The organism is Paraburkholderia sp. CHISQ3, from assembly GCF_030464945.1.
GTDB classification, from domain to species: domain Bacteria; phylum Pseudomonadota; class Gammaproteobacteria; order Burkholderiales; family Burkholderiaceae; genus Paraburkholderia; species Paraburkholderia megapolitana.
In genome coordinates this window covers 48,944-74,288 of the sequence record NZ_JALPRG010000001.1, presented here as the reverse complement: position 1 = coordinate 74,288, position 25,345 = coordinate 48,944, and the positions used below count along the sequence as shown (strand labels likewise).

24 protein-coding genes are annotated in these 25,345 nt (G+C 62.8%); 14 read left to right on the top strand and 10 right to left on the bottom strand.

Annotated elements, in window-relative coordinates; genetic code table 11:
* Positions 1–1,626, bottom strand: a complete 1,626-nt coding sequence (gene urtB / locus M0D65_RS00355; RefSeq protein WP_266250265.1) for an urea ABC transporter permease subunit UrtB — start codon at positions 1,624–1,626, stop codon at positions 1–3.
* Positions 1,627–1,703: 77 nt separating this feature from the next.
* Complete coding sequence (gene urtA, locus M0D65_RS00350) at positions 1,704–3,002, bottom strand: urea ABC transporter substrate-binding protein (RefSeq protein WP_266250263.1); 1,299 nt, start codon at positions 3,000–3,002, stop codon at positions 1,704–1,706.
* Between the two features lie 384 nt (positions 3,003–3,386).
* Between urtA and M0D65_RS00345 the strand changes: the two genes are divergently transcribed.
* A complete protein-coding gene (locus M0D65_RS00345; protein ID WP_266250261.1) occupies positions 3,387–4,724 on the top strand; it encodes an aspartate aminotransferase family protein in 1,338 nt (445 codons plus the stop codon).
* Position 4,725: 1 nt separating this feature from the next.
* Here M0D65_RS00345 and M0D65_RS00340 read toward each other — a convergent pair whose 3' ends face one another.
* Positions 4,726–5,049, bottom strand: a complete 324-nt coding sequence (locus M0D65_RS00340; protein WP_096720262.1) for a rhodanese-like domain-containing protein — start codon at positions 5,047–5,049, stop codon at positions 4,726–4,728.
* Between the two features lie 100 nt (positions 5,050–5,149).
* Positions 5,150–5,803 (bottom strand): protein-L-isoaspartate O-methyltransferase, encoded by a 654-nt coding sequence (locus tag M0D65_RS00335; protein WP_266250259.1) that lies wholly within the window; start codon positions 5,801–5,803, stop codon positions 5,150–5,152.
* Positions 5,804–6,134: 331 nt separating this feature from the next.
* On the opposite strand from M0D65_RS00335, the gene M0D65_RS00330 reads away from it, so the two are divergent.
* The 7 genes from M0D65_RS00330 (at position 6,135) to M0D65_RS00300 (ending at position 13,563) form a co-directional block, all read left to right on the top strand.
* The gene (locus M0D65_RS00330; RefSeq protein ID WP_266251158.1) at positions 6,135–7,151 is read left to right on the top strand and encodes a LacI family DNA-binding transcriptional regulator; all 1,017 of its coding nucleotides are present in this window, start codon (positions 6,135–6,137) and stop codon (positions 7,149–7,151) included.
* A gap of 33 nt (positions 7,152–7,184) precedes the next feature.
* Positions 7,185–8,672: a sugar ABC transporter ATP-binding protein gene (locus M0D65_RS00325; RefSeq protein WP_266250258.1), complete on the top strand. Its 1,488-nt coding sequence runs from the start codon at positions 7,185–7,187 to the stop codon at positions 8,670–8,672.
* Positions 8,653–9,654 (top strand): ABC transporter permease, encoded by a 1,002-nt coding sequence (locus M0D65_RS00320; protein ID WP_096720254.1) that lies wholly within the window; start codon positions 8,653–8,655, stop codon positions 9,652–9,654. The genes M0D65_RS00325 and M0D65_RS00320 overlap by 20 nt, the downstream gene beginning before the upstream one ends.
* Before the next feature lie 168 nt (positions 9,655–9,822).
* Positions 9,823–10,785 (top strand): substrate-binding domain-containing protein, encoded by a 963-nt coding sequence (locus M0D65_RS00315; RefSeq protein WP_266250255.1) that lies wholly within the window; start codon positions 9,823–9,825, stop codon positions 10,783–10,785.
* Positions 10,786–10,842: 57 nt separating this feature from the next.
* The gene (locus tag M0D65_RS00310) at positions 10,843–11,892 is read left to right on the top strand and encodes a sugar phosphate isomerase/epimerase (protein ID WP_266250254.1); all 1,050 of its coding nucleotides are present in this window, start codon (positions 10,843–10,845) and stop codon (positions 11,890–11,892) included.
* A 21-nt stretch (positions 11,893–11,913) separates the two neighbouring features.
* Positions 11,914–13,053 (top strand): Gfo/Idh/MocA family protein, encoded by a 1,140-nt coding sequence (locus M0D65_RS00305; RefSeq protein ID WP_266250252.1) that lies wholly within the window; start codon positions 11,914–11,916, stop codon positions 13,051–13,053.
* Positions 13,054–13,071: 18 nt separating this feature from the next.
* Positions 13,072–13,563 (top strand): ester cyclase, encoded by a 492-nt coding sequence (locus M0D65_RS00300; RefSeq protein WP_266250250.1) that lies wholly within the window; start codon positions 13,072–13,074, stop codon positions 13,561–13,563.
* Positions 13,564–13,608: 45 nt separating this feature from the next.
* Here the strand turns inward: M0D65_RS00300 and M0D65_RS00295 are convergent, their stop codons facing one another.
* The 3 genes from M0D65_RS00295 to M0D65_RS00285 all read right to left on the bottom strand — a co-directional run bounded on the left by M0D65_RS00295 (position 13,609) and on the right by M0D65_RS00285 (position 16,105).
* Positions 13,609–13,866, bottom strand: a complete 258-nt coding sequence (locus M0D65_RS00295) for a hypothetical protein (RefSeq protein ID WP_091010809.1) — start codon at positions 13,864–13,866, stop codon at positions 13,609–13,611.
* A gap of 58 nt (positions 13,867–13,924) precedes the next feature.
* Positions 13,925–15,082, bottom strand: a complete 1,158-nt coding sequence (locus M0D65_RS00290) for an ABC transporter substrate-binding protein (RefSeq protein ID WP_266250248.1) — start codon at positions 15,080–15,082, stop codon at positions 13,925–13,927.
* Positions 15,083–15,163: 81 nt separating this feature from the next.
* A complete protein-coding gene (locus M0D65_RS00285; protein ID WP_091010811.1) occupies positions 15,164–16,105 on the bottom strand; it encodes a CysB family HTH-type transcriptional regulator in 942 nt (313 codons plus the stop codon).
* Between the two features lie 213 nt (positions 16,106–16,318).
* Between M0D65_RS00285 and M0D65_RS00280 the strand changes: the two genes are divergently transcribed.
* From M0D65_RS00280 to cobA, 6 genes are all read left to right on the top strand, one after another.
* Entirely contained in the window at positions 16,319–17,998 is a 1,680-nt protein-coding gene (locus M0D65_RS00280) for a nitrite/sulfite reductase (protein ID WP_266250246.1), read from the top strand.
* 25 nt (positions 17,999–18,023) lie between these two features.
* Entirely contained in the window at positions 18,024–18,563 is a 540-nt protein-coding gene (locus M0D65_RS00275) for a DUF934 domain-containing protein (RefSeq protein ID WP_266250245.1), read from the top strand.
* A complete protein-coding gene (locus tag M0D65_RS00270) occupies positions 18,560–19,303 on the top strand; it encodes a phosphoadenylyl-sulfate reductase (protein WP_266250243.1) in 744 nt (247 codons plus the stop codon). The genes M0D65_RS00275 and M0D65_RS00270 overlap by 4 nt, the downstream gene beginning before the upstream one ends.
* A 92-nt stretch (positions 19,304–19,395) precedes the next feature.
* Positions 19,396–20,358: a sulfate adenylyltransferase subunit CysD gene (gene cysD / locus M0D65_RS00265; RefSeq protein ID WP_266250242.1), complete on the top strand. Its 963-nt coding sequence runs from the start codon at positions 19,396–19,398 to the stop codon at positions 20,356–20,358.
* 11 nt (positions 20,359–20,369) lie between these two features.
* Positions 20,370–21,722, top strand: coding sequence for a sulfate adenylyltransferase subunit 1 (locus M0D65_RS00260; RefSeq protein WP_266251156.1), 1,353 nt, complete (start codon positions 20,370–20,372; stop codon positions 21,720–21,722).
* Positions 21,723–21,803: 81 nt separating this feature from the next.
* The gene (gene cobA / locus M0D65_RS00255) at positions 21,804–22,565 is read left to right on the top strand and encodes a uroporphyrinogen-III C-methyltransferase (protein WP_266250240.1); all 762 of its coding nucleotides are present in this window, start codon (positions 21,804–21,806) and stop codon (positions 22,563–22,565) included.
* Positions 22,566–22,655: 90 nt separating this feature from the next.
* On the opposite strand, the gene M0D65_RS00250 is transcribed toward cobA, so the two are convergent.
* From M0D65_RS00250 to lptF, 3 genes are read right to left on the bottom strand one after another with little or no spacing between them, the layout of a single operon-like run.
* The gene (locus tag M0D65_RS00250) at positions 22,656–23,036 is read right to left on the bottom strand and encodes a sirohydrochlorin chelatase (RefSeq protein WP_266250238.1); all 381 of its coding nucleotides are present in this window, start codon (positions 23,034–23,036) and stop codon (positions 22,656–22,658) included.
* Between the two features lie 10 nt (positions 23,037–23,046).
* Positions 23,047–24,204 carry an LPS export ABC transporter permease LptG gene (lptG, locus tag M0D65_RS00245; protein ID WP_266250236.1) on the bottom strand — a complete coding sequence of 386 codons (1,158 nt, stop codon included), beginning with the start codon at positions 24,202–24,204 and terminating at the stop codon, positions 23,047–23,049.
* 3 nt (positions 24,205–24,207) lie between these two features.
* Positions 24,208–25,308 (bottom strand): LPS export ABC transporter permease LptF, encoded by a 1,101-nt coding sequence (gene lptF, locus M0D65_RS00240; RefSeq protein ID WP_266250234.1) that lies wholly within the window; start codon positions 25,306–25,308, stop codon positions 24,208–24,210.
* Between the last annotated feature and the right edge of the window lie 37 nt (positions 25,309–25,345).

Genomic DNA, 25,345 nt, shown 5'->3' with positions numbered 1-25,345 from the left:
TCAAGCCTCCGCGCTGCGGCCCTTCAGGGCGAACATGCCTTGAGGACGCTTCTGGATAAACAGCACGATCAGCACGAGCACCGCGATCTTCGCGAGCACGGCGCCCCAGAACGGTTCGATTGCCTTGCTGACGAGCCCGAGCCCGAACCCGCCGAGCACAGTACCGGCCAGTTGTCCGACACCGCCCAGCACGACCGCCATGAACGAATCGATGATGTAGCTCTGGCCGAGGTCGGGGCCGACATTGCCGATCTGCGAGAGCGCGCAGCCGCCGAGCCCGGCGATGCCCGCGCCGAACGCAAACGCATACGAATCGACACGCGCGGTCTTCACGCCGACGCAGGCGGCCATGCGCCGGTTTTGCGTGACCGCGCGCACGAACAACCCAAGTCGTGTCTTTGTCAGCACAGCCCACGCAATGCCGACAACGATCATCGAGAAAGCCAGAATGGCGAGGCGGTTGTACGGCAGGATCAGATTAGGCAGCACGGTGACGCCGCCGCTCATCCATGACGGGTTGACGACCTGCACGTTCTGCGCGCCGAAGATCATGCGCGTCGCCTGGATCAGGATCAGGCTCACGCCGAAGGTCGTGAGCAGTGTTTCGAGCGGCCGGCCGTACAGATGTTTCAACACGAGTCGTTCCAGCACGATGCCGACAACCGCAGCGGCAACGAACGAAGCAGGCACCGCGAACAGCGGATACCAGTCGAACGCGCCCGGCGCGTGGTGCTGGATAAAGTTCTGCACCGCATAGGTCGCGTAGGCGCCGATCATCAGGAATTCGCCGTGTGCCATGTTGATCACGCCGATCAGGCCATACGTGATCGCAAGCCCGAGAGCTGCGAGCAGCAACACGCTGCCGAGCGACAGCCCCGCGAACAACGTACCGGCGATCTCGCTGCGGCGCTGGATCGAATCGAGTGCATCGATGCCTTGCTGAGCAACTGCACGAATACCCGCATCGCTCTCCGCAAAACTGCCGTCAGGCTTCTTCGCCACGAGCGGTCGCAGCAGTTCGTACATGTCGAGATCATGGCGCGCGGCGACGAGCTTCACCGCTTCGAGCCGTGTCGCGACATCGGGATTGTGCAGGGCGGTCATCGCCCACAGCGTGTCGAGACGCTTCTTCAGCGTCGGATCGGTTTCCTTCGCGCGGGCCGCGTCGATCAGCGGCTTCATCGCGGGGTCGGGGTTTTTCAGCAGTGCGCCGATCGCGGCGCGGCGTGCTTCGACATCAGATGAGTCGAGTTGCAGGCCCGACAGTGCGCCCGTTACCTTCGAGCGCAGCAGGTTGTTCAGCGTGACCGGTTGTGCATCGCCGGCGGCGACGGTCTTACCGGTCGCGGCATCGTGTGCGGTGTCGCCATCGAGGATCAGCACTTCGCCGCCGTCGGTGGCGAGCGCGGTGTCTTCGGACAGCGCTTTCAACAGTGCCAGCGACGCTGCATCGTGAGTGGCGATCAGCTTGTCGATCGCGGCGGACTTCGCGTCGAAGTCGTCGGCGGCGAGCGGTGCGACATCGGCTGGCGTTAGCGCGAATGCGGCGAGCGGCGCGCTGGCGAGAACCGCTATTAGGACGGTACCGACGGATCGGCGCAGCAGCCCTGAAAAAGGAAACGCCATAGTGGCCTTCGGAAATAAAACTGCACTGCAGTCGGTACGGCATCGCTTCACGAGCCGATGCCGTACCGTCGGTTCACTTACGCAACACGCGAGCGCCGCAGGAACGCGGGAATCGAACTGACGACATCCGGCTTGCCCGCATTGCCCGCGATATACGGACTCCACGGTTGCGCACGGATCGTCGTCTTGGTGCGCCACACGACATTGAACTGCCCATCGGCGCGCACTTCGCCGATCATCACCGGCTTGTGCAGATGGTGGTTACCGTCCATCTCAAGCGTGAAGCCCGACGGCGCTGCAACCTTCTGACCGATCATCGCGACGCGCACCTTGTCGACGTCGGTGCTCTTCGCTTTTTCGACGGCCTGCTTCCACATATGAATGCCGACCCAAGTCGCTTCCATCGGATCGTTGGTGACGCGCTTCGTACCGCCCGGCAGATTCTGCGACTTGACCCAGTCGGCCCATTGCTTCTTGAACTTCTCGTTGGTCGGATTGCGCAGCGACATGAAGTAGTTCCATGCGGCGAGGTTGCCGACCAGCGGCTTCGTATCGATGCCGCGCAGTTCCTCTTCGCCAACCGAGAACGCGACGACCGGCACATCGGTTGCCTTTAAGCCCTGGTTGCCGAGTTCCTTATAGAACGGCACGTTCGAATCGCCGTTCACCGTCGAGATCACAGCCGTCTTGCCGCCTTGCGAGAACGTCTTGATGTTCGCGACGATGGTCTGATAGTCGCTGTGGCCGAACGGCGTGTAGACCTCCTGGATGTCCGCGTCCTGAACGCCTTTCGACTTCAGGAACGCACGCAGGATCTTGTTCGTGGTGCGCGGATACACATAGTCGGTGCCGAGCAGGAAGAAGCGCTTGGCGCCGCCGCCTTCGGCGCTCATCAGGTATTCGGTGGCGGGAATCGCCTGCTGGTTCGGCGCCGCGCCGGTATAGAACACGTTGCGCGACATCTCTTCGCCTTCGTACTGCACCGGGTAGAACAGCAGGCCGTTCAGTTCCTCGAACACCGGCAGCACCGACTTGCGCGACACTGAGGTCCAGCAGCCGAACACGACCGCGCACTTGTCCTGGGTGATCAACTGACGTGCCTTCTCGGCGAACAGCGGCCAGTTCGATGCGGGGTCGACGACAACCGGTTCGATCTGGCGTCCGAGCACGCCGCCGCTCGCGTTGATCTCGGCGATGGTCATCAACGCCGTGTCTTTCAGCGACGTCTCCGAGATCGCCATCGTGCCCGACAGGGAGTGCAGGATGCCGACCTTGATCGGGCCGCTACCCGACTGCGCACGCGCGAACGGGCTTTGACCCGCGAGCGCAAGTGCGCCGCTCATGGAGCCGAGCTTCAGCAGACTACGACGTTTCATGTATTTCCCCTTGCCATGGATGGTTGAGTGTTATGGACGTCAGCGACGACCGCGACGGCGGCGGCATGCGTGAAATGTGTGGCGCCGCATGGCTTGCCGGACCGTTACTGCAAGGCATATGCCAGCGTGAGTGGATGGGGTTCAGACGTGCGAGTCGTGCGGCGACGCGGCTGTGCACGGCGCGGTTCGATGCGCGCTGGGCGCGAAACTGGTGCAGCGGAGATTGCGCCGCTTCGTTGCGGCGCGGTGCGCACCGCAACGAAGCGCGTATCGATCGCGATGAATGGCTGCGGTGCATCGCCGCCGCCCCGTTGTGCACGCGCGTGCGTCTGCCTACACTGGAAGACCGACTCTCGACCTTCGCCACTTCAAGGAGAATGAAACATGACCGAGCGTTCCACGCCTTCCGCCAGCACCCCCGATCTGTCCGCATTCTGGATGCCGTTCACCGCCAACCGACAGTTCAAGAGCGCGCCGCGCCTGCTCGTGAGCGCGAAGGGGATGTACTACACGTCGCACGACGGACGGCGGATTCTCGACGGCACGGCGGGGTTGTGGTGCGTCAACGCGGGGCACTGTCGCGACGAGATCGTCGCCGCCGTGCAGGCGCAGGCCGCGGAGATGGACTTCGCACCGACGTTCCAGATGGGCCACCCGAAGGCATTCGAGGCCGCGACGAAGATCGCGAAGCACACGCCCGGCGACCTGAAGCACATCTTCTTCGTGAACTCCGGGTCGGAGGCCGTCGATACCGCGCTGAAAATCGCGCTCGCCTATCACCGTTCGCGTGGCGAAGGCCAGCGCACACGCTTTATCGGACGTGAGCGCGGGTATCACGGGGTGGGTTTCGGCGGGATTTCGGTCGGCGGGATTGCGCCGAACCGGAAGACGTTTTCAGGTGGCTTGCTGCCCGCGGTCGATCATCTACCGCATACGCTGAATATCAAGGAGGCGGCGTTCTCGAAAGGGCAGCCCGCGTGGGGCGCGCATCTGGCGGATGAACTCGAGCGCATCGTCACGCTGCACGATGCATCGACGATCGCTGCGGTGATCGTCGAGCCGGTGGCCGGTTCGACCGGCGTGCTGATTCCGCCGCAGGGCTACCTGCAGCGACTACGCGAGATCTGCACGAAGCACGGCATTCTGCTGATCTTCGATGAAGTGATCACGGGTTGGGGGCGACTCGGTACGCCGTTCGCCGCGCAGTATTTCGGCGTCACGCCCGATCTGCTGACGATGGCCAAGGGCACCAACAATGCCGCGGCACCGCTAGGTGCGGTTGCCGCGAGCGCGCGGATTCACGATTCGATTGTCGATGGGGCGCCCGCGGGCATCGAGTTGTTTCACGGCTATACGTATTCGGGGCACCCGATCGCAGCCGCCGCGGCCTGCGCCACGATCGATCTCTACGAACGCGAGGGGTTATTCGAACGCGCGGCACGCATGGCGCCGGTCTTTGAGCAGGCTATTCATCGGCTGCGCGGCGAGCGTCATGTGATCGACGTGCGCAACCTTGGGCTGGTGGGTGGCGTGGAACTCGCACCGCGCGATGGCGCGCCCGGCGCACGGGCGGCTGAAGTGTTCCTGCGCTGCTACCAGAAGGGTGTGCTGACGCGCTATACCGGCGACATCCTGGCGTTCTCGCCGCCGCTCATCGTCGAGGAAGGGCAGATCGACGAAATCTTCCGCACGGTTGCGGAGGTGTTGCGCGAGACGGAATGAATTAGTACGTCGGAACCGAGGAGTCGACCTGACGCGACCACGCGTCGATGCCGCCCTGCAGATTGAACACGTGCTGGTAGCCGCGCGATTCGAGGAACATCGCGACTTGCGCGCTACGTGCGCCGTGATGGCACACGCAGACGATCTGCGCATCGTCTTCGAGTTCTTCGCTGCGGGCGGGAATCTCGCGCATCGGAATCGACACGCTGCCCGCGATTTGCGCCGTCGTGACTTCCCACGGCTCGCGCACATCCAGCAGGACAGGTGCGGCACGCGACTTGTCGGCGAGCCATTCGGCGAGAGCGGGGGCGGTCAGGTTTTGCATCGATTGATCCGGAGCGGAGAAGGAACGGGCAGAGTGGTGAGATGTGCCGGCCGCGCGATGTCGGACATACGACGCGCGGCCGGCCAAGCCAGATTCGGCTTTAGAACTTGAAGCGCGGTGGCTGCACCGCGTTGGTCAGCGGCTCGACATAGGTTTCGAACACGTCGGCAACGCGGTACTGCTTCTCGTCGATACGCGTGATGATCTGTGCCTTCATCACCGGCGCCGTGCCGACGAATGCGGCCAGACGACCACCTACCTTCAGTTGTTCGAGAATTTCTTGCGGCAGCACCGGCAGACCGCCCGACACGCAGATCACGTCATACGGAGCCGCCGAGGCCCAGCCCAGCGCGCCGTCGCCGGTGGCGACTTCGGCGTTGAGCACACCGTTCGCGGCAAGGTTCTGCTTCGCGAGCTCGGCGAGTTCCGGTTCGATGTCGATGGTCAACACGTGCTGCGCGCGATGCGCGAGCAGTGCGGCCATGTAGCCCGAACCCGCACCGATTTCTAGCACGCTTTCGTGTTTCTTCACCGCGAGTTCCTGCAGCACGCGCGCTTCGACGCGCGGCGCCAGCATGTGCTGACCGGCCGGCAGCGGCACTTCGAAGTCGACAAAGGCGAGATCGCGATGAATGGCGGGAACGAAGTTCTCGCGCTTGACGATCGACAGCAGGTTCAACACGTCCTGGTCGAGCACTTCCCAGGGGCGGATCTGCTGTTCGATCATGTTGAAACGCGCTTGCTCGATATTCATGGTGGGTTCGGCGGTTTTAGGTTGAATGCGGCCCGATCTGGAGGGGCGGCGTGTGGCGGGCGCGGCGGTCTGGCTGGATGGAGCCGGGAAAGCCGGTGGACAGTGGCGCGCAACGGCAGGATTGTACCAAACCGGGCGGACGCCTTGTCGGGTTGCCGACACACGGCCTCGGTGTTTATACCTAGGCGATGGTACTTGCGGAGCACGTGCCGGCCAGGCAAAAATGTAATCGATTACATTTTGGAGTACCGCAGTGGCGACTTCGTCGCGTCTATCGCGCTCCTCGCGTTCAATCTCTTCGGTCGAGGCCTTACGCTCCGGAAAAGCGGATCTGTCCACCGCTGCACCCGAATTCGGCCGCCATTCCATTGCCGGCGTTGCGGAGCAGGCGGGCGTGTCGGTCGCGACAGTGTCGCGCGTACTCAACGGCCACGACAACGTGCGCCCGGCAACACGCGACCGCGTTCTCGCCGCGATCAAGGCGAGCGGCTATCGCGTCAATGAACTCGCGCGCAACCTGCGTACCGCCGAAAGCCACCTGCTGCTCACGATGGTGCCCGACATCGGCAATCCGTTCTATGCGGAGATATTGCGCGGCATCGACAGTGTGGCGCATGAGCATGGTTACTTCATGCTGTTGTGCGACACCGGTGCGGACCTCGGGCGTGAGCGCAGTTACTTCGACCTGCTGCGGCAACATCGCGCGGACGGCGCGATCTGTCTCGATCCGGCTGCGATCCATCAGGCGCTCGCGGAAGACTCGGACACGCTGCCGTGGGTCGCGTGCTGCGAATTCGATACGTCGGTTGGTGTGCCGTACGTCGGTATCGATAACTACACCGCCGCCGGCGACGCGGTGCGACACCTGCTCGCGCGCGGCCATCGGCGTATCGGGCTGATCAATTCCGCCGACAGCTATCTGTATGCGCAGCACCGCGAGCTCGGCTACCTCGGTGCGCTGTGCGCGGCGGGCATCGCGCCCGACCCGCGCTGGCGCATGACCGTTACGAATCTCGACTATGCGGCGGGCGGCGCGGCGGCGGCCGCGTTGATGCAACTGGCCGATCCGCCGGACGCGGTGTTCGCGGTGTCGGACACGCTCGCGATCGGCGTGATCGCCGGGTTGCGCGAAGCAGGCTGGCGCGTGCCCGATGACATCGCGGTGGTCGGCTTCGACGATATCTCGCTGGCCGCGCAGGTCGACCCACCGCTTACGACGATTGCCCAGCCGATGCGCGAACTCGGCGAAACCGCCGCGCGTCTGCTGTTGCAGCGGCTCGCGAATCCGCACGCAAGTGTGCCAGGCGTGCTGCTGCCGCACCGGCTCGTCGTGCGCAAGAGTGCGTGAAACAGATGAGGCCTGAAAGATGAGCCACGAGCGATGAGCGTCGCCGTACGCTTCGACGACATCCGCAAGGACTTCGGTCCGGTGCGGGTATTGCACGGCGTGAGTTTCGATCTCGCGCCGGGTCGCATCTATGGCCTGCTCGGCGAGAACGGCGCGGGCAAGTCGACGCTGATGAAGATCCTTGCTGGTTATGAAACGGCGAGCGCGGGTGCGTTGTTTATCGACGGCCATGCACAGCAGTTCGACGGATCACGCGCTGCGGAAGCCGCGGGGATTGTGCTGATCCACCAGGAGTTCAACCTCGCCGAGCATCTGAGCATCGCGCAGAACATCTACCTCGGTCACGAGAAGCGGCGCGGCTGGTTCGTCGACGATGCGGCGATGCGTGCCGGTGCCGAACAGTTCCTCGCGCAGGTCGGTCTCGCGCGCGACCCCGATACGAAAGTGCGCGACCTGATCGTCGCGGAAAAACAGCTGGTCGAAATTGCTAAAGCGCTGTCGCGGCGCGCGCGTCTCCTGATCATGGACGAACCGACCGCGACGCTAACGCCTGCCGAAACGGGCCGGCTCTTCGCGCTGATGGCGAAGTTGAAGGCCGACGGCGTGACGCTCGTGTACATCTCGCACAAACTCGACGAGGTCGAGCGCATCACCGACGAAGTCATCGTGATGCGCGACGGCCGCTTCGTCGCGCGCAGCGAAACGGCGGGGCTTGCACGCCAGCAGATGGCGAATCTGATGGTCGGGCGCGAGGTGTCGGACATGTTTCCCGACAAGCTCGCCGTTCCCGCTGATGCGCCGCTTGCGTTGAAGGTGGATGGCCTGAGCGTGCCGGGCTGGGTCGATAACCTCAGCTTCGAGGTGCGCGCCGGCGAAGTGCTCGGCTTTGCAGGTCTCGTCGGTGCGGGTCGCACCGAAGCATTCGAAGCGCTGATCGGACTGCGCCGACGCAGCGCGGGTCGTATCGAACTGGCAGGGCGCGCGGCGGACCTGAAGAATCCGCGCGATGCGATGCGCCGCGGCCTCACGTACCTGAGCGAGGACCGCAAGGGCAAGGGGCTGCATGTGAACCTGAACCTGCAGGACAATCTCACGCTGATGACACTCGAGCGTTACGCGCATCCGCTGATCGACCTGAAAGCGGCGCGCAAGACGTTGCTGGATGCGCTCGATGAATTCGGCATTCGTACCGGCGACCCAGGCAGCCGCGCACGCATGCTGTCCGGTGGCAACCAGCAAAAGCTCGCGCTCGCCAAGTTCCTGCAACCTAATCCGAACGTGATCGTGCTCGACGAACCGACGCGCGGCGTCGACGTCGGTGCGAAGCGCGACATCTATTTTCTGATTCACCGGCTCGCGTCGCAGGGGCGCGCGGTGATCGTCATCTCGTCCGAACTGATCGAACTGATCGGGCTCTGCCATCGCGTCGCCGTGATGCGCGCGGGCACGCTGCAGACGACGCTCGGTCTCGACCATCTCACCGAAGAGGAATTGATCGCTCATGCGACCGGCACCCACTGAAGCCGCACCGTCCGGCCGCGCATGGCGGCTCGCGCGGCGTTTGCACGGCCTTGGGCCGTTAGCGGGTCTCATCTTGCTGTGCGTCGCGGGCACGCTGCTCAATCGCGACTTCGCGACGCTCGACAATATGATGAACGTGCTTACGCGCACGTCGTTCATCGGCATCATCGCGGTCGGCATGACGTTCGTGATCATCTCGGGCGGCATCGATCTGTCGGTGGGATCGATGGCGGCGCTGATCGCGGGCAGCATGATCTGGCTGATGAACGCTCTGGCCGGTCATGCGCTTGCGCCGCTCGCGATCGTTCTGATCGGCATCGTGTGTGCACTGGTGCTCGGTGCGTTGTTCGGCTGCGCGCATGGCTTGCTGATCACGAAAGGGCGGATCGAACCGTTCATCGTCACGCTCGGTACGCTCGGCATTTTTCGCGCGGTGTTGACGTGGCTCGCTGATGGCGGTGCATTGACACTCGATAACTCGTTGTCCGATCTGTACGGCCCTGTGTATTACGCGAGCCTGTTTGGCGTTCCGGTGCCGATCTGGGTGTTCCTCGTCGTTGCGGCTGGCGGCGCGCTGATTTTGAATCGCACCGCGTTTGGCCGGCACGTGCAGGCGATCGGTTCGAACGAACAGGTGGCGCGCTATGCGGCGATCAACGTCGATGCGGTGAAGATCGTGACCTACGTACTGCTCGGCATCTGCGTCGGTGTGGCTACCGTGCTGTACGTGCCGCGACTCGGTTCCGCAACGCCGACCACAGGCCTGTTGTGGGAACTCGAAGCTATCGCTGCGGTGGTGGTCGGCGGAACAGCGCTGAAGGGCGGTGAAGGACGCGTGGTCGGGACTGTGATCGGCGCGGTGCTGCTGTCGGTGATCGCGAACATTCTTAACCTGACCAGCATCATCAGTGTGTATCTGAATGCAGCGGTGCAGGGGGCGGTGATTATCGTCGTCGCGTTCCTGCAGCGCGGGCGGCGCTAGCACGTGAGTAGATTCGTCCGTCTGGTGTCATGCAGGTGACGGGTAGGCCGGCGAGAAGACAGAACAACGATAACGCAACAGAAGTAACGCAACAGCACGACGATATTCAACATGATGGGTCGTTTAACAATCAACGGGGCGCGAGACGCCTACGACAGGAGAGTCAACATGAAGCAGGTCATTCGGGCGGTTGGCGTGGGTATGCTGGCGTTGGGGTTGCTGGGTATCGCGGGCGGCGCGCAGGCAGAAGAGAAAGTCACGCTGGGCGTCGCGATCCCAACCGCGGATCACGGCTTCACGGGCGGGATCGTGTGGTGGGCGAACAAGGCGAAGAGCGATCTCGAGAAAGCGCATCCGGATCTGAAGGTCATCGTGAAGACCGCGGCAGGCTCGCCGGAGCAGGCGAACCAGTTGCAGGATCTCGTCACCGTGAACAAGATCAATGCGCTCGTGATCTTCCCGTTCGAATCGGCGTCGCTCACGCAGCCGGTCGCGCAGGTGAAGAAGAAGGGCGTGTACGTGACGGTGGTCGACCGTGGGTTGACCGACACGAGCGCACAGGATGCCTACGTGGCCGGCGACAACACCGCGTTTGGCAAGCTGCCCGCCGAGTATCTGGCGAAGACGCTCAACGGTAAGGGCGACGTGGTCGTGCTGCGCGGTATTCCGACGACGCTCGACAACGAACGTTACGGCGCATTCGAGGCCGTGCTGAAGAACTACCCGAACATGAAGATTCTCGACGCGAAGTACGCGAACTGGAATCGCGACGACGCGTTCAAGGTCACGCAGGATTACCTGACGCGCTTCAAGCACATCGACGCCGTCTGGGCCGCCGACGACGACATGGCGATCGGCGTACTGAAAGCCATCGACCAGGCAAAGCGTACCGATATCAAGGAAGTATTCGGCGGTGCGGGCTCGAAGGTGATGGTGAAGAAGCTGATCGATGGCGACCCGCTGATTCACGCCGACGTGTCGTATTCGCCGAAGTTCATCTACGACGCGATCAAGCTGACCGCTGAAGCGCGACTGAAGGGCGAGAAGCTGCCGTCGACGACGATCATTCCGTCGGTGCTGATCACCAAAGAGAACGCGCAGCAGTTCTACTTCCCGGATTCGCCGTTCTGAACGAAATATGGGTCGACCGATGCGGCGTGTGCCGCATCCATTCCTCGGGGGCGCACCATGAAAACAATCAAAGGGCCGGCGATCTTTCTCGCGCAGTTCATGGGCGACGCGATGCCGTTCGACAGTCTCGCGCATCTGGCGGGCTGGGCCGCGGGTCTCGGCTACAAGGGCATCCAGGTGCCCGCCGATCCGCGTCTCGTCGACCTCGAACTGGCCGCGACGAGCCAGACGTATTGCGACGACATACGCGCGGTGGTCGACAACGAAGGCATCGTGATCACCGAGCTGTCGACGCATCTGCAGGGGCAACTCGTCGCGGTGCATCCCGCTTACGACACGCTATTCGATGGCTTTGCGCCGAAGAGCGTCGGCGGCAATCCAGCGGCGCGCACCGAGTGGGCGATTCGCGAACTGAAGTTTGCCGCGAAGGCGTCGCAACGGCTCGGGCTGTGTACGCACGTGACGTTTTCCGGGGCGCTGGCGTGGCCGTATCTGTACCCGTGGCCGCAGCGGCCGGCGGGGCTTGTCGAAGCCGCGTTCGATGAACTCGCGCGCCGCTGGACGCCGATTCTCGATGCGTTCGAGGACGCAGGCGTCGACGTCTGCTACGAGCTGCATCCGGGCGAAGACCTGCACGACGGCGTGACGTTCGAGCGTTTTCTCGATGCGGTGAAACAGCACCCGCGCGCCAACATCCTGTACGACCCGAGTCACTTCGTCTTGCAGCAGCTCGACTACCTTGCGTTTATCGATCTCTACCATCCGCGTATCAAGGCGTTTCATGTGAAAGACGCGGAGTTCCGGCCGAACGGACGCCAGGGTGTGTATGGCGGGTATAGCGACTGGGTCGAACGCGCGGGCAGGTTCCGTTCGCTCGGCGACGGGCAGATCGATTTCGGCGCGATCTTTTCGAAGCTCGCGCAGTACGATTTTCCGGGCTGGGCGGTGCTTGAGTGGGAATGTGCGTTGAAGCATCCGCAGGATGGTGCGCGTGAAGGTGCCGAATTTATCCGGCGGCACATTATTCGTGTTGCCGAGCGTGCGTTCGATGATTTCGCGGGTAGTGGCGTCGATGCGCAGCAAGTCAAACAACTGCTAGGTCTTTGAACCGGGCAACAAGGGGACGACATGACGCGCAGGCTACGGCTTGGTATGGTAGGTGGCGGACAGGGCGCGTTCATCGGCGCGGTGCATCGGATTGCCGCGCGCATCGACGACCGGTTCGAACTGGTGGCGGGCGCGCTGTCGTCGGATCCGCAACGCGCGCAGAGCAGCGCCGCGGAAGCGGGCATCGCACGCAGTTATACGGACTGGCGCGAGATGGCACGCGCCGAGGCAGCACGCGACGACGGTATCGATGTCGTCGCTATCGTCACGCCGAATCATCTGCATGCGCCGGTAGCGACCGCGTTTCTCGAAGCGGGCATTCACGTGATCTGCGACAAGCCGCTGGCTATCTCGCTCGCAGAGGGCGAAGCGCTGGCCGCGCTCGCGCGCAGCAAACAGCGCTTGTTTGCATTGACGCATACGTATTCGGGCTATCCGCTCGTGCGTCATGCACGTGAGCTGATCGAAGCTGGCGAACTTGGTACCGTGCGCATCGTGCAGGTGGAGTACGCGCAGGACTGGCTCGCCGAACCGATTGAGGCGACGGGTGCGAATCGGCAGGCAGTGTGGCGCACAGACCCGAGCCTCGCGGGGCCGGCCGGGTGCCTCGGTGACATCGGCACGCATGCGTACCACCTTGCGGCGTTCGTCACGGGTATGACACCCTCCACGCTCGCCGCCGAACTGCATACGTTCGTGCCCGGCCGTCGTATCGACGATCACGTACAGGCGATGCTGCGCTATGCGGATGGCGCACGCGGCATGTTGTGGGCGAGCCAGGTGGCGAGCGGTGCGGAGAACGCGCTGCGTTTGCGTGTGTATGGAACGAAGGCGAATCTTGCGTTCGATCAGGAGCAGCCGAACGACTTGTGGTTCACGCCGCTTGGCGGCGCGGCGCAGCGCCTGACGCGTGCGCGGGTGAAAAGCGCGGCGGCCGCGCATGCGACACGCGTGCCGGCGGGGCACCCCGAGGGGTATCTCGAAGCGTTCGCGCAGTTGTATAAGGACGCTGCGCTGCAGATCGAGGCGATCGATAGCGGGCTACCCGTGCCCGCCGAGAGCCGTTTGTTGACCACAGTCGACGATGGCGTGGCGGGATTGAAGTTTATCGACGCGGTGATCTCGAGTCACGGTGCCGGCGGGGCTTGGGTGGCGGTTTAAATTCAGCGAGGAGTATCGATGGACAGAAGAACGTTGATCTCAGGAAGCCTGGCCGGTGCTGCTATCGCGGTCATGACACCGCTGCATGCGCAATCCACGCAATCCGTACAGAATGTCGCGACGCGCTTCGCAGGAACCTTGAGCGCGCACGACATCGATGCGTTCGCCGCGCTCTTCTCCGAGCACTACATCAACCATCAGCTCAGTGCCGCGGCGACGCCGCCCGCCGGCGTCCCCAACAAAACCGCAACGGTGAATTTTTTCCGCGCGCGGTTGACGGGGCTGCCCGATCTGCACGTCAGCATCGAGACGACGGTGATCGAGGGGGACAAGTGCGCCGCAAGCTTTGTCTACGAAGGCACGCACGAGGGAATCTTCTTTGGCGTTGCGCCCACCGGCAAGAAACTCCGATTCACGTCGTGCGATATCTTTCGCGTGGCCGATGGGTTGATCGTCGAGCACTGGGGGATGGGTGACATCGCGGGAGTTCTGGCGCAGCTCAAGGGCTGAGCGCGAGGGCAGGCTGCAGCGTTAGGCGATCGAAGCAACGAACGCCTACTTCCTGCTCTTCCTGATCTGCTCTTCAAAAGCGATATCGAGCTTGCTCGCCTTACGCGGCTTCGCAGGCCCGACCCCATCGACGAACTTCACGAAATCGTCGAGCGGCAACGGTTCGCAAAGCCGTACCTCACCGCCGCTCGAACGGTCCACCAGAAAAAAGACGCCACCCGCGAGACTGATGGCCGCGTATTGCGGATTGCCGCTGCGGGTTTTTAACCGCTCGACGGCATGAATGGCTCGGGTAGTGCGCATAGGAACACCGGAAGTACGGAAGAGAGACGGCTACTTTAACAACTTTGCCAGCAACAACTCACTGGCTCAGATACGTGAACTTGCCGTTGCGAATCACACCCATCACGCTCGCCCGCTGATCGAGCCCGACGTGATCCTTTGCGCTGGTACTGACTACACCATTCGGCACGACCAGTTCATGTGCATGCTCCAGCTCGTCGCGTAGCGCAACACGAAACGCCACCGTACCCGGCTGCGCCGTTTTCAGTGCGCGCGCAACCGCATCCTGTAGCCGCGGATACACACCCGCCGCATCGCCGGCGAACTGCGTGACCGAGCCTGGTCCGTACTGCGCCTCATAGGCATCGACGAAAGCGAGCGCTGCCTTCTTCGCCGGATGATCGGCCGGCAGCGTCCGCGCGACCACGACCGGCTGCGTCGGAAATAGCGTGCCCTCGACATCCTTACCGCCGAGCTTGATGAATTCCGGTGTCGCAATGCCATGCGTCTGATAGATCGGCCCCTTGAAGCCACGCTCGATCAACGTGCGCTCCGGCAACACTGTCGGCGTGCCCGCCCCGGCGATCAGCACCGCATCGGGCTTAGCCGCGAGCAGTTTGAGCACCTGCCCGGTGACGCTTGCATCGGTCCGGTTGAAACGCTCGGTGGCGACCACCTGGATGTGGCGCAGCGTTGCAAACTTCGTGAACTCGTTGAGCCAGCTATCGCCGTAGCTGTCCGCGAAGCCGATGAAGCCCACCGTCTTCACGTTGTGATTGGCCATATAGCGCGTCATCACGTCGGCCATTGCGCTGTCGGTCTGCGCCATCTTGAACGCCCACACGCGCTTGCCTTCCTGCGGCTCGACGACACTGGCTGAGCCGATCAGCGTGATCATCGGCGTCTGGTTTTCGGCGACTGGATCGAGCGCGGCCATCGCGGCCGGCGTGATGTTCGGCCCGACGATCACATCGACATGATCTTCGTTGATCAGCTTGCGGATGTTCTTCACGGCGGTGCCGGGGTCCGAACCGTCGTCGAGGATGATGTACTGCGCGTTCTGGCCGGCAATCGTCTTTGGCCACATCAGCATCGCGTTCTTGCTCGTAATGCCGATCGTTGCGGCCGGGCCGGTGCTCGACAGGTCGATGCCGACTTTCAGGTCCGCGTGCGCGGCACCAGCGATCAGCAGGGCGCCGAGCGCGATGGCGCGGCGCAGGTTCTTCTTGGGGTCCATCGAGGGTCTCCGTGGCGAGAAATGCGATGTGGTCCGGGCGGCGCTTGTGTAGCGCTTCATCTGGTGTTCAGGGTCACGCGCTCAAAGCTCGTACGTTTCGTGTTCGCCTTTCAGCGCCTGTTCGATCAGCTTGCGGTTCAGCCCCGGCGACAGCAGCTCGACAAGCGTATACACATAGCTGCGCAGATACGCGCCATGCTTGAGCGCCACACGCGTCACATTGCTGCCGAACAGATGGCCGACCGGCATCGCCCGCAGATGCCTATCGCGCTCCGCGTTGAACGCGATGTCGGCCATGATCCCAACCCCGAGGCCCAGTTCGACGTAAGTCTTGATCACGTCGGCATCGATGGCTTCGAGCACGATGTCCGGCTGCAGCCCGCGCAGCCGGAACGCCTCGTTGATCTTGGTGCGGCCGGCGAACGCGTTATCGTAGGTGATCAGCGGGTACTGTGTCAGATCGTCGAGCGACAGCAGCTTGCGGTCGAGCAGCGGGTGGTCCGGCTGCATCACGGCCACGTGGTGCCACTGGAAGCACGGCAGCGAGACCAGTTCCTTATAGTTAGCGATGGCCTCGGTGGCGATGGCGAGGTCGGCCTGGTCGTGGATCACCATCTCGGCGACCTGGGTCGGGCTACCTTGCAGAATTGAAAGGTGCACCTTGGGGTAACGCTTCTTGAACTCGGCGATCGCGGTCGGCAGCGAGTAGCGCGCCTGGGTGTGGGTGGCGGCGATCACGAGGTTGCCCTGGTCCTGCGCCGCGAAGTCTTTACCGACGCGCTTGAGGCTTTCCACCTCAAGCAGGATGCGTTCGACCGACTCGAGGATGATCCGGCCCGGTTCGGTCAGCGAGCGCACGCGTTTGCCGTGTCGGGTGAAGATCTCGACGCCCAGCTCGTCTTCCAGCTCGATGATGGCCTTCGAGACGCCCGGCTGGCTTGTATACAGTGCCTTCGCGGCCTCGGTGAGGTTGAAGTTCTGCCGCACGGCCTCGCGGACGAAGCGGAACTGGTGCAGGTTCATTTATAACCCCTACGCATATAAAAAGAATTTTTTAGTCGTTTGAAATATATAGCGAGTTTATTACGATTACCCCAACTTTTCCAATATGGTTATCTGTTTTTGTCATTAGCAAATGAGTGATCGCTCTGAACGATCGCCCGCGCGCGAGGCCAATCAGATATCCAGACGCGGCGTAACCGGAACGCCGCGTGTCACGAGAACTGGGGTCCCCGAATGTATCAATACGATCAGTACGACCAGACCATCGTCGACGAACGCGTCGCGCAGTACCGCGACCAGGTTCGCCGCCGCCTGTCCGGCGAATTGAGCGAAGACGAGTTTCGCCCGCTGCGTCTGCAGAACGGCCTGTACATGCAGCGTCACGCGTACATGCATCGCATCGCGATTCCGTACGGCAACCTGCGCAGCGACCAGATGCGCATGCTTGGCCAGATCGCGCGCGAGCACGACCGTGGCTATGGCCATTTCTCGACACGCTCGAACATCCAGTACAACTGGATCAAGCTCGAAGAAACGCCCGATCTGCTCGCGAAGCTCGCGTCGGTGCAGATGCACGGCATCCAGACGTCGGGCAACTGTATCCGCAACATCACCGCCGACCAGTTCGCGGGCGTCGCGCCCGACGAGGTCGTCGATCCGCTCCCGTGGGCTGAGATCTTGCGCCAATGGTCGACGTTCCACCCGGAATTCGCGTGGTTGCCGCGCAAGTTCAAGATCGCCGTGTCGGGTTCGAAAGAAGACCGCGCGGCCGTGCAGATTCATGACCTCGGCGTCTATCTGAAGAAGAACGCGGACGGCGAAGTGGTCGCGAGCATTCTGGCTGGCGGCGGCATGGGCCGTACGCCGATCATCGGTGCGATCATCCGCGAGGATCTGCCCTGGCAGCATCTGCTTACGTACTGCGAAGCCGTGCTGCGCGTGTACAACCGCTACGGCCGGCGCGACAACATGTACAAGGCGCGCATCAAGATTCTCGTGAAGGCGCTGAGCCCGGAGAAGTTCTCGCAGCAGGTCGAGGAAGAGTGGCAGCACCTGAAGGACGGTCCTTCCACGCTCACGCAGGCTGAAGTCGAGCGCGTGTCGCAGTACTTCGCGCCGCCGCAATACGACAAGCTGCCGGACACCGATGCAACCTTCGAAAAGCATCTGCTCGAGAACCGCGCGTTTGCGCGCTGGGTCGAGCGTAACGTGCGGCCGCACAAGGTGTCGGGCTACGCGGCAGTGACGCTGTCGCTGAAGCCGACCACGATCGCTCCCGGCGACGCCACCGATACGCAGATGGAAGCAGTCGCCGACTGGGCCGATCAGTACTCGCTTGGCGAAATTCGTGTGTCGCACGAACAGAACCTGATTCTCGCGAACGTGAAGAAGCGCGATCTGTTCGAACTGTGGGAAAAGGCCAAGACGCAAGGTTTCGCGACCGCGAATATCGGCTTGCTGACCGACATCATCGCGTGTCCGGGCGGCGATTTCTGCTCGCTCGCGAATGCGAAGTCGATTCCGATTGCGCTCGCCATTCAAGAACGTTTCAACGATCTCGACTTTGTGTACGACCTCGGCGACATATCGCTGAACATCTCGGGTTGCATCAACGCGTGCGGTCACCATCACGTCGGCAACATCGGCGTGCTCGGCGTCGATAAGGACGGCTCCGAGTGGTACCAGGTGACGCTCGGCGGCGAGCAGGGCACGGGCGCGACCGGTGCGCATCTTGGCCGTGTGATCGGCCCGTCGTTCTCGGCGGAAGAGATGCCGGACGTGGTGTCGAAGGTAATCGACACGTTCGTGGAACATCGCCTCGACGGCGAACGTTTCATCGATACGTATCAGCGCATCGGCCTCGCACCGTTCAAGGAACGCGTGTACGCATCGCGTCAACCGGCTCACGCGTAACCCGAGACAAAAGGAATACAGGCAGATGGCTTCGATTATCAAGAACCGCTCGATTGTCTCCGACGACTGGACCATCGTGCGTGCAGCTGAAGACGGCACGTTGCCCGCGCTCGACGCGTTGCCGGCCGGCAAGATCGTGGTGCCGCTCGTGCTGTGGCAGGCCTCGCGCGAGGCGCTGAGCGCGACGCGCAGCGCAACCGAACTCGGCGTGTGGCTCGCGCCGGACAGCGAACCCGCCGACATCGCTAGCGATTTCGACAAGGTCGCGTTGCTCGCCGTCGACTTCCCCGTGTTTAACGATGGCCGCGGCTACAGCATCGGGCGGCTGCTGCGCGAGCGCTACGGATACAAAGGCGAACTGCGCGCGATCGGCGCCGTGCTGCGCGATCAGTTGAGGTTCATGTTCCGCTGCGGCTTCGACGCATACGCAGTGCGCGAGGACAAGGACATTCACGACGCGCTGAAAGCTTTCGACGAATTCACCGTGCAGTACCAGGGCGCGTTCGACAATCCGCTACCGCTGTTCCGGCGGCGCGATGCGGCAGCTTCAAAGGCGGCCGTATGAGCACCGAGCACCCGTCCATCACGCCGGAACTTGCAGCGAAAATCGAGCGGCTCGACACGCTGCTCGATTCGATCGCGGCACGTCATACCAACGTGAAGCTCGCCAGCAGCCTCGCCGCCGAAGACATGCTGCTCACGCACGCGATCCTCTCGCGCGGCGTGGCGATCGGTGTGTTCTCGCTGAACACCGGTCGTCTGCACGCGGAAACGCTGGGCATGATCGATCGTGTGCGCGAACGCTACGGTTACGAGATCGAGCAGTTTCATCCGCAGCAGGATGCCATCGACGAATACGTTGCGCAGAACGGCCTCAACGCGTTCTACGAAAGCATCGATCTGCGCAAGCGCTGCTGCGAGATCCGCAAGGTCGAGCCGCTCAATCGCGCGCTGTCGGATGTGAGCGCGTGGGTGACGGGGCAGCGCCGCGAGCAGTCGGTGACGCGCGCGGAACTACACGAAGAGGAACACGACGGCGCGCGCAACATCGCCAAGTTCAATCCGCTCGCGGACTGGACCGAGGTCGATGTGTGGGCGTATCTGCAGGCATTCGACGTGCCGGTCAATCCGCTGCATGCGCGCGGCTATCCGAGCATCGGCTGCGAGCCCTGTACCCGCGCGATTCGTCCCGGCGAAGATAGCCGGGCGGGGCGCTGGTGGTGGGAGTCGCGCGATACGAAGGAATGCGGGCTGCACATCACGACGATTCCGATTGCGGTGAGCACCGAATCCGCATCCGCGTAATATCGCCCTGTTCGCCGCCGATCCGGCCAGATTACAGATTATTTCCGCGCCGCGGGTGACCCCCGCTGTGCGAACCGACGAAGGACCTGAACATGAGCACGACGCTCGATTCCACTGTGAACGCTCCGCTTGCCAATACCGCGAACCGGATGGATCACCTCGACTGGCTCGAAGCCGAGTCGATTCACATCCTGCGCGAACTGGTCGCCGAATGCAGCAAGCCCGCGCTGCTGTTTTCGGGCGGCAAGGACTCGGTGGTTGTGCTGCATCTCGCGTTGAAGGCCTTCGGTCTCGGTGCGAACCGCAAGACGTCGCTGCCGTTTCCGCTCGTGCATATCGACACCGGTCACAACTACGCTGAAGTGATCGACTTCCGCGATCGCCGTGCAGAGGAAATCGGTGCGGAACTGGTGGTAGGTCACGTCGAAGATTCGATCAAACGCGGCACTGTGCGTCTGCGCCGCGAAACCGATTCGCGCAATGCCGCGCAGGCTGTCACGCTGCTCGAGACGATCGCGCAGCACGGCTATACCGCGATGATCGGCGGTGCGCGCCGCGACGAAGAAAAGGCGCGGGCGAAAGAGCGCATCTTCTCGTTCCGCGACGAATTCGGCCAGTGGGACCCGAAGGCGCAACGCCCCGAACTGTGGAGCCTCTTCAACGCACGCCTGCATCAAGGCGAACACCTGCGCGTGTTCCCGATCTCGAACTGGACCGAACTCGATGTGTGGCAATACATCGCGCGTGAGCAGCTCGAACTGCCGTCGATTTACTACGCGCATCAGCGTGAAATCGTGCGTCGCAATGGTCTGCTCGTGCCGGTCACGCCGCTCACGCCGATCCGCGCGGGCGAGACTAGCGAGAACGCCCTGGTGCGTTTCCGCACGGTCGGCGATATCAGCTGCACATGCCCGGTGGAAAGCGATGCCGACGATCTCGAGAAGATCATCGCCGAAACGGCCGTGACGGAAATCACGGAGCGCGGCGCGACGCGGATGGACGACCAGACGTCGGAAGCCGCGATGGAACAGCGTAAGAAGCAGGGTTATTTTTAAGGCACACAGCAATCATGAGCATTCATCAACCAGAAGACCTCGGCGTGCTGCGTTTCATCACTGCGGGCAGTGTCGACGACGGGAAAAGCACGCTGATCGGCCGTCTGCTGTACGACAGCAAGGCTGTGTTGTCGGATCAACTGTCGGCGTTGTCGCGCGCGAAAAACAAGCGCACCGTCGGCGACGAGATCGACCTGTCGCTGCTGACTGACGGCCTTGAAGCCGAGCGCGAACAGGGCATCACGATCGATGTCGCGTATCGCTACTTCGCGACCGCCAAGCGCAAGTTCATCATCGCCGATACGCCGGGCCACGAGCAGTACACGCGCAACATGGTGACAGGCGCATCGACCGCTCATGCGGCGATCATTCTCGTCGACGCGACGCGCGTCACGTTCGAGAACGGCGTCGCGCAACTGCTGCCGCAGACCAAGCGCCACAGCGCGCTCGTCAAGCTGCTCGGTCTACAACACGCGATCGTCGCGATCAACAAGATGGATCTGGTCGACTACAGCGAAGCGCGTTTCAACGAGATCCGCGATGCGTATGTCGAACTCGCGCGTCATCTGGGTCTTGCCGATGTGCGTTTCGTGCCGGTGTCGGCGCTGAAGGGCGACAACATCGTCACGGCCAGCGAACGCATGCCGTGGTACGCAGGCGAGCCGCTGCTCGACGTGCTCGAAGCCTTGCCCGTCGAACAGCCGACCGGCCAGGCGCTGCGCTTTCCGGTGCAGTGGGTGGCGCGCCAGGACGGCAGCCAGGCTGACGATTTCCGCGGCTATATGGGCCGTGTCGAGTCTGGCGAAGTGAAGCTCGGCGATACGATCGTCGTGCTGCCTGCAAACCGCGAAGCGACGGTGAGCGAAATCATTGCGCCGGTGCCGGGCGGTACCTCGCAGGTGGACCGCGCGTTTGCCGGACAGACGGTGACGATCCGTCTCGCGGAAGATGTCGATGTGTCGCGCGGCGATACGTTCGTGCTGCGGGACTACGCAGTGGCAGGCGCGACTGGCGCGGCACTCGAAGCCGTACCCGAGCCCGCAAAGAAGCTCGAAGCCGACCTCTGCTGGTTCGACGAAGTGCCGCTGTCGACGCAGCGCAAGTACCTGCTGAAGCAGACCACCAACACGGTGTTCGCGCGCATCGGCGCAATCCGCGAAGTACTCGATGTGCATACGCTGTCGCATGCCGTCGATCGCCACGATCTCGCGATGAACGACATCGGCCGCGTGACGGTAACGCTGCAGAAGCCGCTCGTCTGCGACGTGTACGATACGCATCCGGGCACCGGCGCATTCGTGCTGATCGACGAAGCGACGCATCACACGGTTGCAGCCGGCATGATTCGTGCGTTTTCGGCGTAGACGCTGTGCGGCAGTGGGCCGCGTGGTCAGCCAACAGTGCGGATCAAGCGGATTAACCGCACGTACGTGGGATTAGGATAAATGGGTAAGGTGTATCTGATCGGTGCAGGACCAGGCGCTGCGGACCTCATCACGGTGCGCGGCGCACGGCTCATGGGCATCGCGGATGTCGTGCTGCATGACGCGCTCGTCGAACCGGCGATGCTCGATCATGCGCCGGCGCATGCGCGCAGGATCGCGGTCGGCAAGCGTTGCGGTCAGCGCTCGACGGCGCAGCACTTCATCAACAAGCAGATCGTCGATGCAGCGCTCGAGCATGACGTCGTCGTTCGTCTGAAGGGCGGCGATCCGATGCTGTTCGGTCGTGCCGACGAGGAGATGCGTGCGCTCGAAGCCGCGGGCATCGAATACGAAGTGGTGCCGGGCATCACGGCGGCGCTCGCGGGCGCTGCGACGCTGCAGCGTTCGCTGACACTGCGCGGCGTGTCGCGCAGTGTAGCGCTTGCCACCCACAGTCGCGCGCCCGATAGTGCGGCGATTCGCGAACACGTCAATGCAGATTCGCTGGTGTTCTACATGGGCCGCGACAGCGCACCGGAAATCGCCCAGGAACTGATCGACGCCGGCCGTCCTGCTGCAACCCCGGTCGCGATCGTCGAAGCATGCAGCACGTCGCGTGAACGCTCGCTCACGCTGACGCTCGCAGCACTCGCAGCCGGCGATGCACAGTCGTGGCTCGATCCGGCCCAACCGAGCCTGCTGATGATCGGCGCAGCATTCGGCGAGCGCGACGCACAGCAAGCCGAGCCGGAACAGAACGGCGATTTGCTGAACGCCGCCTGAAGCTACGAAAATTGAATCGCATGAAAAAAAACGCGCCGGCAGGCGCGTTTTGCTTTGTATCGATTGAAACGATTGCTGCAGTCGCTTCAGCTACCTACCGGCAATCTGCCGCAAGCAGTAGTCTGCCACCGCATCGAGCACACCGTCATCTTCGCCGGCAGCGGTCGCGCAATGTATCGTCACGCCCGGATGCGCAGCGCGACACGCATCGACGATAACCGGCAGATCGCGCCGCACGTGACCGCCCTGGCCGAAGAAAACCGGCACGACGCTGATCGTCGTGCAGCCAGCGGCAGCTTGTGCGGCAATCGCTGCGGGCAGGTCGGGCGTCATCAGTTCGAGGAAGGCCAGCGAAACCGGACCAGCATTACCGTGTCGGGCTCGCAGCTTCCCGGCCAGCCGCTCGAACGGCTCTGCCCAGCGCGGATCGCGCGCGCCGTGACCAAACAATACGATGCCGTGCGCGCTCATCGCTTCGCTCCTAATGCCGGTCGACCCACTTCAACCCGACGAGACCGAGCACCAGATAGATCAACCCCGGTGTCGCCGCTGTGAGCGGCGCGGGCCACGTGTTCAGCGTACCGATGTGCGAGAACAGCGTGTTGAAGAGCTGGAAGCTCATCCCGAGCATGATCCCGCCGAACACCTTCACGCCGACCACACCCGCCCGCGTATGCAGATAGGCGAACGGCAGCGACAGCACCAGCATCACGAATACCGCGAACGGGTAGAGCAACTTGCGCCACAGCGCGATCTCGTAGCGCTGCGAATCCTGATGGTTCTCGGTCAGATGCTGGATATAGCGGAACAGGTTGAACATCGACATCCGTTCCGGCGATACCAGCAGCACCGACAGGATTTGCGGCGTCAGTTCCGAGCGCAGCGAGTATTCCGGCACTGTGACCTGCTCCGCGCGGTACACCGGGTTCAGCGCGTCGGCGGGTTTGGCGCCGGAGCCTGTTGGCGGGGGAACGTCGATCAGTTGTGTATCGGTCACGTCCTTCAGCAGCCAGTGGCCGGGCGGCTGATACTTGCCGCTCTTCGCAATGCGCACGTTGGAGAGCCGGAATTTTGCATCGAACTCGTAGATGCGCACGTCGCTGATCGTCGCGTCCGGCTGCAGCTTGCCGACGTTGACGAAACGCGTCACCTGCTCGCCGTCCGCGCGCGCAGTGAGTGTGTCCTTCACCCACACGCCCGATTCGAAGTTGCTCGATACCGATGACCCGAGCGCTTCGAGGCGCACGCGCTCCGACAGCTGGTCGGTGTACGGACCGACCACTTCGCCGATCAGGTAGGTGACGATCACGAGCGGAATGCCGATCTTCAGCAGCGAGCGCAATGCCTGGTTGGTCGCGAGACCGGAGACGCGAAAGATCGTGTACTCGGAGTTCGCGGCCATCTGCGCGAACACATAGATCGAGCTGATCAGTGCCGCGACCGGAATGATTTCGTAGAAACGCGAGGGCGTCTGCAGCGCGACGCGCAGCACCGCATACGTAAACTTGTAGTTGCCGTGTCCAACCGAATTCAGTTCGTTGATCAGGTCGAAGAAGAAAAACAGGCCCGAGAACGCGAACAGGATGAAGACGAAGGTGAGATAGATCTGGCGCGCGAAGTACCGTTCATAGATCCGCATCGATCACGCTCCCTGTGACGAACGGCGGAACATCGCCCACGTGAACAGCGGCCGGTTGCGCACGCGCATCCAGAAGATGAACACGACGATCGCGGCGACCACGATATGCAACCCGATCAGCCCGACGACGAACGACATCTTGCCTTGTTCGATCCACGACTGGATGACGTTGAGCAGGTTCGAGTAGGTCAGGTAGATCAGCACGGCCATCACGAGGTTGATCGTGCGACCGCGGCGCGGGTTCTGGTGGGCGAGCGGAATGGCGAGCAGCATCAGGTTGATCGCGATGAGCGGCAGACCGATGCGCCACGCGAGTTCGGCGAGGTTGTCGCGGGTCGGGTCGCGTATCAGATCGAGGGTGGGGGTGCCTGTTGTACTCGGCGTGCTCACGACCGGCTGGCTCTCGATCTTCACACCGTAGCGGTCGAATTCCATGATGCGGAAGTCCGGATGGCCCGGCTCGCCGTCATAGCGCCGACCATTCTCGAGCACGACGAAACGGTCGCCGTTCTTATGCGTTTCCGTGTGGCCTGTCTTCGAGACGACCACGTTGACCTTGCCGCCTTCGGTGCTTGTGACAAACACGTTCTCGACGCGCGCCTGGTCCGGTGTCATCTTCTCGATGAAGAACACGCGGTGACTAACCGCCGATTCGCGGAACTGGCCCGGCGCAAGCAGCGAGACTTCGTCGCGTTGCTGGAAGCGCGCACGGATCAGCTTGTTCTGCTGGTTCGACCAAGGCCAGCCGACGAAAACGAAGAACATGATAAGGATGATGATCGGCGTGGCGAACACGCCCACCGGCTTGATGAACTGGGTGAGGCTCACGCCGGACGCGAGCCACACCACCATTTCGGAGTCGCGGTACCAGCGCGTGAGGACGAACAGGATCGACACGAACAGGGTCGCGACGAGCATGATCGCCAGGTAGCCGATCACAGTGAGGCCGATCAGGACCAGTACGTCGCGCGGATCGATTTCGCCCGAGGCCGCGAAGCCGACGATGCGGATCATCATCGTCGTCAGTACGAGCGTGAGCAGAACCATGAACACGGCACCAGCCGTATACGCGAGTTCGCGCTGGAGGGAGCGTTCGAAGATCATTGTTGATGACGAGAAGGCGTGCTCCAGATGGTACCCG

What these genes read in the sequence shown, in the direction of transcription:
- urtB (WP_266250265.1), bottom strand. Translation starts at nt 1,626, where the DNA reads ATGGCGTTTCCTTTTTCAGGGCTGCTGCGCCGATCCGTCGGTACCGTC.
- urtA (WP_266250263.1), bottom strand. Translation starts at nt 3,002, where the DNA reads ATGAAACGTCGTAGTCTGCTGAAGCTCGGCTCCATGAGCGGCGCACTT.
- M0D65_RS00345 (WP_266250261.1), top strand. Translation starts at nt 3,387, where the DNA reads ATGACCGAGCGTTCCACGCCTTCCGCCAGCACCCCCGATCTGTCCGCA.
- M0D65_RS00340 (WP_096720262.1), bottom strand. Translation starts at nt 5,049, where the DNA reads ATGCAAAACCTGACCGCCCCCGCTCTCGCCGAATGGCTCGCCGACAAG.
- M0D65_RS00335 (WP_266250259.1), bottom strand. Translation starts at nt 5,803, where the DNA reads ATGAATATCGAGCAAGCGCGTTTCAACATGATCGAACAGCAGATCCGC.
- M0D65_RS00325 (WP_266250258.1), top strand. Translation starts at nt 7,185, where the DNA reads ATGAGCGTCGCCGTACGCTTCGACGACATCCGCAAGGACTTCGGTCCG.
- M0D65_RS00320 (WP_096720254.1), top strand. Translation starts at nt 8,653, where the DNA reads ATGCGACCGGCACCCACTGAAGCCGCACCGTCCGGCCGCGCATGGCGG.
- M0D65_RS00315 (WP_266250255.1), top strand. Translation starts at nt 9,823, where the DNA reads ATGAAGCAGGTCATTCGGGCGGTTGGCGTGGGTATGCTGGCGTTGGGG.
- M0D65_RS00310 (WP_266250254.1), top strand. Translation starts at nt 10,843, where the DNA reads ATGAAAACAATCAAAGGGCCGGCGATCTTTCTCGCGCAGTTCATGGGC.
- M0D65_RS00305 (WP_266250252.1), top strand. Translation starts at nt 11,914, where the DNA reads ATGACGCGCAGGCTACGGCTTGGTATGGTAGGTGGCGGACAGGGCGCG.
- M0D65_RS00300 (WP_266250250.1), top strand. Translation starts at nt 13,072, where the DNA reads ATGGACAGAAGAACGTTGATCTCAGGAAGCCTGGCCGGTGCTGCTATC.
- M0D65_RS00295 (WP_091010809.1), bottom strand. Translation starts at nt 13,866, where the DNA reads ATGCGCACTACCCGAGCCATTCATGCCGTCGAGCGGTTAAAAACCCGC.
- M0D65_RS00290 (WP_266250248.1), bottom strand. Translation starts at nt 15,082, where the DNA reads ATGGACCCCAAGAAGAACCTGCGCCGCGCCATCGCGCTCGGCGCCCTG.
- M0D65_RS00285 (WP_091010811.1), bottom strand. Translation starts at nt 16,105, where the DNA reads ATGAACCTGCACCAGTTCCGCTTCGTCCGCGAGGCCGTGCGGCAGAAC.
- M0D65_RS00280 (WP_266250246.1), top strand. Translation starts at nt 16,319, where the DNA reads ATGTATCAATACGATCAGTACGACCAGACCATCGTCGACGAACGCGTC.
- M0D65_RS00275 (WP_266250245.1), top strand. Translation starts at nt 18,024, where the DNA reads ATGGCTTCGATTATCAAGAACCGCTCGATTGTCTCCGACGACTGGACC.
- M0D65_RS00270 (WP_266250243.1), top strand. Translation starts at nt 18,560, where the DNA reads ATGAGCACCGAGCACCCGTCCATCACGCCGGAACTTGCAGCGAAAATC.
- cysD (WP_266250242.1), top strand. Translation starts at nt 19,396, where the DNA reads ATGAGCACGACGCTCGATTCCACTGTGAACGCTCCGCTTGCCAATACC.
- cobA (WP_266250240.1), top strand. Translation starts at nt 21,804, where the DNA reads ATGGGTAAGGTGTATCTGATCGGTGCAGGACCAGGCGCTGCGGACCTC.
- M0D65_RS00250 (WP_266250238.1), bottom strand. Translation starts at nt 23,036, where the DNA reads ATGAGCGCGCACGGCATCGTATTGTTTGGTCACGGCGCGCGCGATCCG.
- lptG (WP_266250236.1), bottom strand. Translation starts at nt 24,204, where the DNA reads ATGCGGATCTATGAACGGTACTTCGCGCGCCAGATCTATCTCACCTTC.
- lptF (WP_266250234.1), bottom strand. Translation starts at nt 25,308, where the DNA reads ATGATCTTCGAACGCTCCCTCCAGCGCGAACTCGCGTATACGGCTGGT.